The organism is Candidatus Ruminimicrobium bovinum, assembly GCF_902760015.1.
Lineage (GTDB): Bacteria > Elusimicrobiota > Endomicrobiia > Endomicrobiales > Endomicrobiaceae > Ruminimicrobium > Ruminimicrobium bovinum.
Genome location: NZ_CACWEU010000008.1, coordinates 1 through 10,849, shown reverse-complemented (window position 1 = coordinate 10,849; position 10,849 = coordinate 1). Strand labels below are relative to the sequence as shown.

Genomic DNA, 10,849 nt, shown 5'->3' with positions numbered 1-10,849 from the left:
TCAAAACCTATTTTATCTGTTAAATATTTAACTGTCTTTAAATTTCCCAAAGAGCAACATGCCATTAAAGGATTTATACCGCTTGCACTATTTAAAGTAACGTCTGCACCTGATTGTATCAGTTGTTTTACTGCTTCCAAGTTACCGAGTGCCGATGCAATAAAAAATGCGGATAAACCGTTTTTGTTTTTATAATCTGTTAAACTCTGGTCTGCCGCTGCAGTTAATTCTTTTATAAGTTCGGCATTATTGTTAATTGCAGCATATATCAGCGCCGTATTTCCATATTTGTCTGTTGCTGCAATATTTGCTTGTTTTGATAATAATAACAAAGCTATTTCATCATTATTTTTTTTAACTGCTATTATTAAAGCTGTTTCTCCGTTTTTATTTCTTTCATCTACATCAATTCCTTTTTGTAATAATAATTCAACTATATCTTTTTTTTCTACCGCACATGCCAACATTAAAGCACTATTACCTAAATTGTCTCTTACTTCAAAATCGGCATCGTTATCAAACAAATAATTAACCGTATTCAAGCTGCTTTTTTCAATAGCAATAAGTAACGGCGTTTTCCCGTTTTTGTCGGTTGCATTTACATCTTCGCCTTCTTCTGATAAAGCTATTTCCATTGCATCGATATCTCCGGAAGCTGCTGCCGAAAATATATCTGCCATAGATTTAACGGAAAACATACATAAAAAACAAAACACGGTAAGTAACATAAATTTTTTACTCATAAAATCCTCCAAATAAAATAGTATAAATCAATAACTTATATGATACAAAATAAATAAATTAAAACAAAATTCTTTTTTAAATAAAATTTACAATTTTTGTTATAAGAATGGCTGTTAAATTATTATGCAAGTCATATATAGGTTCTATTTTTAATTGTAAATCATATAGCAAAATCGGTTCATTCTTTTTATTTTCAAGTAAATCGGATACGGTTTTTATTATTTCACTATTATTTGTCGCTTCCATAATATGAATATTGTTTTTTGAAGATTTAAATATTTTATTTCCAGTATTCGAAATATAAATAATATTTGCTTTACTGTCCAAAACGGAAATAATATCTTTTTTTGTATTAAGTTTATCTATTATCAACGGTAAATTGTTTGAATTTTTAATTTCTTTTTTATTTTCAACAGAACATTGTTTTACCATATCTATAAGTTCAAAATAAATTGTTCTTTTATTATTATCTTTTACGGTTAAAATTTTTTTTGTTTCAGTAAAAGGTTTTAATAATAGAATATAACATAATAAATATATAATTATTGATATTATTAAAGAAATTATTAACGAACATAAATATAATTTGTTTTTCCAAGCAGAATAATTGTTGGTTATATCTTCAAATGATAATACAAAACAAATAAAGCCGTTATCATCAACAGGAAAAGAATACAAAGTTATGTTGTCATTAACTGATTGAAAAAGTTGTTCTTTTGAATTTATTACATTACTATAAATGTTTCCAAACAGTTTTTTGTTCCATTTGCTTGAGTCGTTATGCATTGATATTGTTGAGTCTTTATCAAGTATAAAAACTTCCGATATGTTTTTTATTTTTGAAAAATATTCCGTAGAATACAAAAGAGATATATCATCGGATTTTAAGTAATTGTTTTTTAATTCGTTGGCAGCTATTGTCAAATAACTTGCGGCTGTTTGCTTTTCGTTTTCTATTGCTGTTTTTAACCTGATATCATAATTGAATGTTATAAGTATATACAGGACGGTAAAAACTAAAATAAAAGATATTGATGCTATTAAAAATATATTTTTTTTCAATCTTATCTCCAAGGATAAAATTCATTCTCTATTTCTTTCGTTCCGTCTTTTTTTATTAATGTCGGGACATTTGTTTTCATTTCAAATTTTAAAAAAGTTTCATAATAATCATCTCTAATTCTTAATGATCCTCCAAGATTGAAACAATGCATATCTCTGTAAAGTTTAAGTTCCTGGTCATGTCCGCCAAAATATATTTCGGTAAATTTACATGTTGTCCTTATTGTATAATCAAATCTCCATTTTGCATTTAACCAAAATCCTATACCGGTTACTATATCAACTTCTTCCGGCCTGTAATCATAATAAAAAGAACCGAAAGTAAAATATAATTTTTCAATTTGTCCGAATTTTGTATCAAGTTGAAAATTTTTGAATTTAAACGGGTCCAAATCCTGCTGTTGCCTTAAATAAACCGTTACTTTTGAAGAGGGGACATAAGTTAATTCGGAAATTAAAGGATACCAATTTTTATATCCGTTATCGGCAAAAACTACATCAGATTCTCTAAAATCATATCCTGTATAATTTCGTAATATTAAATTTGAAGATAAATACATGTAATTGTTAAAAAGTAATGCATTTTTTGCAAATCCTTTATCAACTGCGTCGGTATCAATCATTAATGAATTTTCGGCACTTCTTAAACGTGCTTCATAATTAAAATTAAAATCAACCCAACTTGCTAAACGATACCTTGCATTTAACGATCCGTAATAATTTGCAACCGCTATAGGGTCCTGTTCATAATAATGTTTTTTACTTTTAAATTCTTCTTTAATACCTAATGTAGGTTTCAATGTAAATCTTTTTGATATTTTATAATCTTTTGTTATATTATAGTCGGCATTTGCCAATACATAACTGAAATCGTCGCTTGATATTGCAATGTTATAATCGGTTCTGTTTTCAAAGTTAAAAGTAAAATTGTTTGTAACACCGAACTTTTTTTTGGGATAAATTGAAAAATAAACTTGCGGAAGTTGTAAGTAAGAACCGGGTCTTATTTTGTCGTTAGCATCATACAGTTGATAAAGTTCGGATAATATCCTTAAGTTTGAAGCTGAAGACTGACGGGTAAAAGATAAATAAGATCTTCTTGTATTGGCGGTCCTGTTCCAGTTATCCAATTGATAAGTATTATTAAATTGTGAATCGCTTTGAAATTCACCCTTGGCTTGAACTGTCCAATAATCATTTATTTTTTGCCAATATGACGGTTGCACGGACCATCTTTGAGAATCGTCTTTTCTGTATAATGCTCCGTAACCGAAGATAGATGCTTTAATTTTTTTAGGGTCATAATAATTAAACTCAAGTCCCGCACCTTCACCTATTGAACCGAGATAATCCAAAAGTAATTTTCCGTCAAATTTTTTTGTAAATTTATATTTTAATTTTGTTTTTAAAGAAAGCCCGCCTTCGTTTATGTAACCCGGCTCTATTTCATAAGAAAATTTACCGTCTCCGCCTGATAAATATCTTGTGTATTTCGGAAGATAAAAAACGGGAACTTTACCTACATAATATGTCGCTTTTGAAACTGATATTTTTTTATCTACAACAAGTAGCCCTTCTTTTGCATATACATAATGGTGCGGTTGGTCTAAGTCGCAGTTAGAAATAATAACATTTTCTATTTTATAAGTATCGGATGAAATTTTTATCATTTTTTCCGCTTTAAAAAATATAGGCATGGAACAACCTTTTGAATTTGATATTGTTCCTGCTTCTTCGTCCATACTATATTCCACGGAATCTGCAAAAATTGTATTACTTGATTCCAGTATGGTTACATTACCGTCCGCTTTTAGTTTCTTTGCAGGGATTGTTACTTCAATGTTATCGGCTTGTAAAATTTTACCTAACCAATCCAGCGTTATATTTCCGGAGGCCGTAATTACACCGGATTCCTGTTGATAAGTAAGGGTATCTGCTTTAATATCCACTTCGTAAGCATATAAGGTGCTTGCGGAAAATATTAATAATAAAAAAATTAATGATGTTATTTTTTTTAGAATTGTCATTTAATTTTTTACTAACATTGCCGAACCTGCAACACCAAGCTTACTTGTATATTTTGAAATTACAATTTTACAGGATTTTGCAGCTGTTTTAAATGCTCTTTTATCTATTTCTTTATATGCAGTTTCAAAAAATAATTTGTTTGCTTTACTTATACCGCCGCAAATAACAATGTGGTCGGGATTCATAAAATTTAATATTGTTGTTAAAAGTATTCCTAATTTTTCACCGGCTTGTTTCCATACCTGCTTTGCAACAAAATCGTTTTTTGCACAAGCTTCCGATAAAATTTTAGGAGTAATTTTATTTTTGTCATTGTTGACTAATTTTAAAATAATATTTGATTTATGTTTTTTCATTAATTCGGTTGCCGATTTAACAAGATGTTTAACTCCGATATAAGTTTCTATACAACCGTTATTTCCGCAATTACATTTATTGCCGTTACTTTCAACGGTAATATGCCCTATTTCGCCTGCAGTTCCGGTTGCTCCTCTGTATAATTTTTTATTTATTATTATACCGCCGCCAACACCCGTTCCAAGTGCAACACAAACCATATTTGTTGCTTTGCCTTTTAAATCAAGCCAAAAAGCGCCTATTGCAGATGTGTTTGCATCGTTATCTATAAAAACTTTTCTTTTTGTTAATCTTTCAAGTTCTTTTTTAAGATAAATATTTTTCCATTTAGGTAAATTAGGGGAAAAACGAACAATTCCCTTAACCGAATCGATATCTCCTGCAATTCCTACACCGATATTTTTAATTTTAGAATAATATTTTAATGAATTTAACTTGTTAACTATATTTTTTATAACCGTAATCGGTTTTGCCGTAACATCTGTATCCAAAACAGTTTCTTCAATAATTTTTGCGGTTTCTGTAACAACAGCTATTTTTATTTGAGTTCCGCCCATATCTATACCTAAATAATAGTTAAGCATTTTCTTTCCTTTAAATATTTAATTATATAACCTGCCAAATAAAATGAACCTGATACTACAATTGTTTCATTGTCTTGTAATTTGTTAAAAAAACTATTCAAATTTTTTATAACAGTTACTGCGGATGTATATTTTAAAAATTCTTTTTTTATTAAATTCGGTTTTAATTCTCTTTTGTTATTAATATCAACTATAAATACGGAAGTAAAAGCCGAAGAAAAATTTTTTATAATTTCGGTATAATTTTTTTCTTCCATAACGGCAAATAATAAAGGGTTTTCTTTTTTATAAAAAGGACTTTTTTTATACAAACTTAAAAAATTACTCACCGCTTGTTTATTATGTGCTCCGTCAATAATTAACCTTAAATTTTTATTTTTAATTTTTATATTTTGAATATCAAATCTTGCAATATATTTTAATTTTTCTAAAATTTTTGGAATTTTTGAAAAATTTATTTTAAAACCTTTGTTTTTTAATAATTCACAAGCATATAAAACGACTGCCGTATTATAAATTTGGCTTTTCCCGAGTAACCCTAAATTTACGGATATATTCAGCTTGTTACTTCTGTAATAAACAGTTTGATACAAATCCTGCCAGTTATAATTTTTATTGCCGGTTGCCGTAAAATCAAAACCTAATCTGTAAACGGAAGTATGCTTTTGTTGGGCTGTTTCCTTTATTACATTGAATGCTGTATTAGGCATTTTACCGCAAACAACCGGAATTTTATTTTTTATGATACCGGCTTTTTCAAATGCTATTTTTTTTAATGTTTTACCTAAAATTTCCGTATGGTCAAAAGAAACAGTTGTTATTATACTGACTAAAGGTTTAATTATGTTTGTTGCATCAAACCTGCCGCCCAAGCCCGTTTCCAAAACAACAATATCAACATTTTTTTTAACAAAATATATAAAAGCCAAAGCCGTAATATATTCAAAAAAAGTTAAACCGTATTTTTCGGATAATTTTTTATATTTATTATCTAATTTATTTAAGTCTTCTTTTTTTACGGGAACGGAATTTATTTGTATTCTTTCGGTTATATCAATAATGTGGGGGGAAGTATAAAGCCCCGTTTTATATTTTGAAGCCGTTAAAATTTCCGCCAACATTTTTGCGGTAGAACCTTTTCCGTTTGTTCCTGCAATATGAATATATTTTAATTTTCTAAAATTTATATTCAAATCAAAAAGAAATTTCTCAATTCTTTCCGTTCCTAAAACCATATTTTTGTATTCGCCATCTGCAGAATAAAGCATATTTATTTTTTTACAAAGAACTTTAAAATTTTTGTAAGTGTATCTTTTAAATTTTTTCTTTCAACTACAATATCAACCATTCCGTGTTTTAAAAGAAATTCCGATAACTGAAACCCTTTCGGTAATTGTTGTCTGATTGTCTGTTCTATTACTCTCGGTCCTGCAAATCCTATTAAAGTATTAGGTTCTGCCACAATAATATCGCCTAACATTGCAAAAGATGCTGCAACACCTCCCGTTGTCGGATCGGTTAAAACAGATATATAAGGCAATCCTTCTTCCGAAAGTTTAGATAATGCCGCAGATGTTTTTGCCATCTGCATAAGAGAAAGAATTCCTTCCTGCATTCTTGCTCCGCCGGAGGCCGATACTATTATAACCGGAAGTTTTTTTGCAATGGCATCTTCAATCAGGCGAACAACTTTTTCACCTACAACAGCACCCATACTACCGCCCATAAAGCCAAAATCCATAGCGGCTATCATTACTTTTATGGAATTTATTTTTGCTTCACCGGTTAAAATTGCATCATTTGTAGTATAAGATTCTTTTTTTTCTTTATATCCGGGGAACCCTATTACATCAACAGGTTTTAATTTTGCATTTGTTTCTTTAAATGATTTTTCGTCAACAAGTAATTTTATTCTGTCTTTTGCACTCAAACGAACATAATAACCGCATTTCGGGCATACCATAAAGTTTTCTTCAAAATCTTTTTGAAATATTATTTGTTCGCATTTTTTACATTTATTCCAAAGCCCTTTAGGCAATTCTTTTTTGTTACTTGAAGCTGTTGTAACCATCATTTGTTTTACTTCCTCCAAAATAATATAACTATAATCTATTATATTATACCAGATTATAAAAAAATCACAAAACGGCTTAAAACTTAAGAACTTTAGGTTTTTGTGTAAAAGAATAAAAAGTTGCAGTTACATCCGTTAAATATAATACTTGGGTGTTATCATCATCGGCTTTATACATTTTTTGTAAACTCGGATAATTATCAAGCATGTGTTGTTTTGCTTGGATTCTGTCATCGTTTATTGCTTTGGCTTCTATTCTTATCCATGAGTTACCGTCAAATGCACAAATTTCAATTTTAGGGTTTTGTGATATTTGTTTTGATACATTTTTTATTTTTCCGGTTTGAATGTATAATTTGTTTTCAAATAAATCTATTGTCCCGAAAGGTCTTAGTCTCGGCTGGTCATTTTCTACCGTTGCAAGATAATAAGTTTTACATTTTTTTAAAAAATCATAAACCGTTTTCATATCGTTCTCCTTGTTTTTATTTTCAGTCAATTCTATTTTATCTTTTTTTATGTTCTCTTGTTTATTTTCTTTTTTTGCATAAACGGTTGAATATAAACATAAAAGCAATAAACAGAATAATAACACTTTTTTCATAAAATACTCCTTAAAAATATATATACATAAAATTATATCATATTTAATGTTTTTTATTTTTTTATTAAGTATTTTAAAGAATGTTTTATTCATTCATACATCAAAAAGTTATTTCACAAATTTGCCCGACATACTGCTGTCTCGGTGTTTTTGTAAAATAACAGTAAACAATATTTGTTAAGGAGAATTATTATGAATAACTCCATAAAAAAATTAACTGTAACACAATTTGAAAATTTAACAAAAGAACAAGCTTTTGAATATGCAAAAAAAATAAACTTTAAAAAAGCATCATATTATTTTTGTCGTCTTTCAAAAACACAACTTATCGAATATGCAAGAGAATTAAATTTTAAAAATGTTCCTAAGTGGGTAATAGATATTTTAGGAAGAGGTTACTTTACGGCATGTTATTATGCCGAAGCATTAAACTATAAAAATGTTCCTAAAAAAATTATATATGCTTTAAGTGAAAACGGAAGAGAATCTTACAGGTATGCAAGAAAAATAGGTTTTAAGAATGTTCCTAAAACAATTATAGATAGAATAGCAATGTATCCTTATTATTCTTGGGAATATGCAAAAAATGTGCTTATAAATAAAAATTTGCCTTTTACCGAAATAGATAAAATTAAATTACCGCAAAACATTATAAATACCGTTAAAAATTCAGGCGGTTATAACAGAGATGTTTTAAAAAAAGGAAAAATTTTTAATTTTAAATTTAAAGATGAAATTGAATCTGATAAAGATATTAGATATTACAAAGTAAATGTCATCAAATGTCCAGATGAACTCAATAAAGAAATTATGGAAAAAGTTTTTGAAGAAGAAAATCCGCATGTTTGGCTTAATTTATGGACTGATTTCCCGAATTTTGTTCCATTTGATTTTACCGTAAATAATAAAAAGTATTTATGTGTATGTGAATATATGCATGAATATGAGTATATGGATATTGTAATAACCGAATATACAGAACCTAAAATACAATCTTTCAGTATGAAAGAAATAGAACAAAGGTTAGGTGAAAACCATTTACATAATATGTTTTTTGACCATTGTGCAAAAATAGTAACAGATAATAAATCGGAAAGAGTATCTCATTGGATAAAAGAATTATGGCTGTATTGCGGATGGATTCAATACAATAGAATAAAACCGAATAACAAAACCATATCTTATGATTTGATGAGAACATATTTTTTCGGCGGTTGGGGACACAATTATGATTTCTTCAAACAAGATTTATTTAATGCCTATACTGAAATAAAGAAAACAAAACCGAATATAGAAGATAAAAGTGATAACAGGTTATCCTTTGTAAAGTTCAAAGTATTTATAAGGAAAACAATGCAGTTGTTATCTAAACAACAATTAACCGAAGAAAAACTGACAAATTTAGCAAAACAATATTTAATTTAAAAAGGAGAAATAAAATGAGCAAAAAGAAAAAAGAAACAAAAGAAGAAAAAGCACTTTGGTACACCGGTTACAATTATTTACACAAAGGAGAATACGAAAAAGCAAAAAAGTTTTTTAACGAGGCGATAAATAAACAGAATGATGAAACGGGTTACCTTATGATGGGTATTTTAAACGACAAATTAAAAAAATACAACGAAGCCATTGAGAATTTCAACAAATATGCGGAAAGTTCTGACAAAAACAAAAGTATTGCTTACGGTTATAAAGGTTCTGCAAAATTAAAATTAGGGTTTTATCGAGATGCTTTTTTTGATTTTATAAGTGCAATAGAACAGGAAATATCTAAAAAAGAAGAAAAACTGAAGAACCTTCAAAAAGCATTTATGGTAATAATGGAAAAATTTGAAACAGTTAAATTTACTACAAAGGAAAAGATTGTTAGTATTGACAGAATTAATAAAAAAATTAATAAATGCTTTAAAGACAGTATTGTTTTTATTAACGATAATAATTTCAAAAAAGCAATAGAATGTATGCAAAAATTAGTGCAAATGTATCCAAAACCGGCTACCTCGGAAAGCACTATAGAAAATAAGGAGAACAAATAAAATGAAAATTTGTAAATTTATTTTAACTTTTTGCATATCCCTAATTATTGCATTAATTATTTGGTATTACTTTGTTTATAAAAGTTTTTATCTCGGTTATTCAATCAGCGAAGATAATCAAAGCTATATAACAGATACCGCTTCAAGCAAAATATTAAAAGCTTCTATTGATGATAATATTAAAAAGGATATGCTTAATGAATTATTTAAAAATGCACCTGCAAAAATAACGGTTAAAAATATTTCCGCCAATACTGTATTTTATACAAAAGAAATTGAAAACAGCAGTAAATTTATAGGACAAACATTGTTTGTTATGCAAACTCAAACGGATAAAACAGATTATGAAGTTAAATATGTTTCATACTGTGAACCTAAATTAATTTATGCAATAAAAAGTGCAATTTGTATGAATAAAAATTTAGTTCAAGAAAAAGTAATAAAATCCGATGACAGTTTTTTAAATTTATTTGCCAAAATAAAAAAATATTATTGTAACCATATATTATCAATAAAATTTTGGTTGTTGGTAATAGTTATTATGTTGTTGACATATCGTAAAAAAATAAAAGGTTGTTTCTGTACAAATTAATAAATTTTTATGTTTCAATTCTTTTTTAGTATAATTAAGATGTTAAAAAACTAAAGGAGAAAAATTTTTAGTAAATTGTAGTTTGTAGCTCAACTATTAGTTGTAGTTATTACAACTTAGTCTTACAAAAAGAAATTTTGTAAACAAACACTGTTTGCGAAATTAGTATAAATAAGAATTTTAAGTTATAAAAGCACTTTCTTCACGATTAACTTATATCATAAAAATCTATAACTTTGCGACATATTGTTGTCTGTATAAATTTATAAAATAATAAAAGATACTATTAAAAATATAAAAATCTAAAAGGAGTGTGTTATGGAAAATTTGGATTTTTTAACAAAAGAAGAAAACGAAGCAAGAAATAAATTTTTAGAAAAATTTAATATTGAAAAAATAAATGAAATAAAAGATGATGAATTACCATATACAATTTATGGAAATAAAGAACATGATAGTATGGCATATAATATAGAATTTGTGTTAAATAATGATTTTGGCAATATGAGTGGAACAGCTAAAAATATAACATATCCTATATATTTAAAAAAAGAAGATAATACTTGGAAAAAAGAGAATAGCATTATACAATTTGAAGAAGCTACACGAATCTCAAAAGAAACAAAAGATAGTATAAATTTAATAGATAATTTAATAAAAAATAATAAGTTTGATGATTTATTTAAATTTTTAAATAACAAAAAACATATTTTTGAATTTAGATTAATGCATAAATATTTATGTGTTGTATACCCGACCTTGTTCTTA

11 protein-coding genes are annotated in these 10,849 nt (G+C 27.4%); 4 read left to right on the top strand and 7 right to left on the bottom strand.

The window, feature by feature from the left end:
* From ACMUOV_RS00260 to ACMUOV_RS00230, 7 genes are all read right to left on the bottom strand, one after another.
* On the bottom strand, positions 1 to 743 hold a 743-nt coding region (locus ACMUOV_RS00260; RefSeq protein WP_413852641.1), incomplete at its 3' end, for an ankyrin repeat domain-containing protein.
* 76 nt (positions 744 to 819) lie between these two features.
* Entirely contained in the window at positions 820 to 1,806 is a 987-nt protein-coding gene (locus ACMUOV_RS00255) for a hypothetical protein (protein WP_413852639.1), read from the bottom strand.
* Between the two features lie 2 nt (positions 1,807 to 1,808).
* A complete protein-coding gene (locus tag ACMUOV_RS00250) occupies positions 1,809 to 3,833 on the bottom strand; it encodes a hypothetical protein (RefSeq protein WP_413852637.1) in 2,025 nt (674 codons plus the stop codon).
* Positions 3,834 to 4,775 (bottom strand): ROK family protein, encoded by a 942-nt coding sequence (locus ACMUOV_RS00245; RefSeq protein ID WP_413852635.1) that lies wholly within the window; start codon positions 4,773 to 4,775, stop codon positions 3,834 to 3,836.
* On the bottom strand, positions 4,757 to 6,043 hold the full coding sequence (locus ACMUOV_RS00240; RefSeq protein WP_413852633.1) for a bifunctional folylpolyglutamate synthase/dihydrofolate synthase: 1,287 nt from the start codon (positions 6,041 to 6,043) through the stop codon (positions 4,757 to 4,759). Before ACMUOV_RS00240 ends, ACMUOV_RS00245 begins: the two co-directional genes overlap by 19 nt.
* Positions 6,044 to 6,045: 2 nt before the next feature.
* Complete coding sequence (gene accD / locus ACMUOV_RS00235; protein WP_413852631.1) at positions 6,046 to 6,849, bottom strand: acetyl-CoA carboxylase, carboxyltransferase subunit beta; 804 nt, start codon at positions 6,847 to 6,849, stop codon at positions 6,046 to 6,048.
* A 76-nt stretch (positions 6,850 to 6,925) separates the two neighbouring features.
* Positions 6,926 to 7,318: a pyridoxamine 5'-phosphate oxidase family protein gene (locus ACMUOV_RS00230; protein WP_413852643.1), complete on the bottom strand. Its 393-nt coding sequence runs from the start codon at positions 7,316 to 7,318 to the stop codon at positions 6,926 to 6,928.
* Positions 7,319 to 7,645: 327 nt separating this feature from the next.
* Between ACMUOV_RS00230 and ACMUOV_RS00225 the strand changes: the two genes are divergently transcribed.
* The 4 genes from ACMUOV_RS00225 to ACMUOV_RS00210 form a co-directional block, all read left to right on the top strand.
* Positions 7,646 to 8,878, top strand: coding sequence for a hypothetical protein (locus ACMUOV_RS00225; RefSeq protein WP_413852629.1), 1,233 nt, complete (start codon positions 7,646 to 7,648; stop codon positions 8,876 to 8,878).
* Between the two features lie 14 nt (positions 8,879 to 8,892).
* Positions 8,893 to 9,489, top strand: a complete 597-nt coding sequence (locus tag ACMUOV_RS00220; protein ID WP_413852627.1) for a tetratricopeptide repeat protein — start codon at positions 8,893 to 8,895, stop codon at positions 9,487 to 9,489.
* Position 9,490: 1 nt separating this feature from the next.
* A complete protein-coding gene (locus ACMUOV_RS00215; protein ID WP_413852625.1) occupies positions 9,491 to 10,081 on the top strand; it encodes a hypothetical protein in 591 nt (196 codons plus the stop codon).
* A 318-nt stretch (positions 10,082 to 10,399) separates the two neighbouring features.
* The coding region (locus ACMUOV_RS00210) for a hypothetical protein (RefSeq protein ID WP_413852623.1) at positions 10,400 to 10,849 on the top strand (450 nt) is incomplete at its 3' end.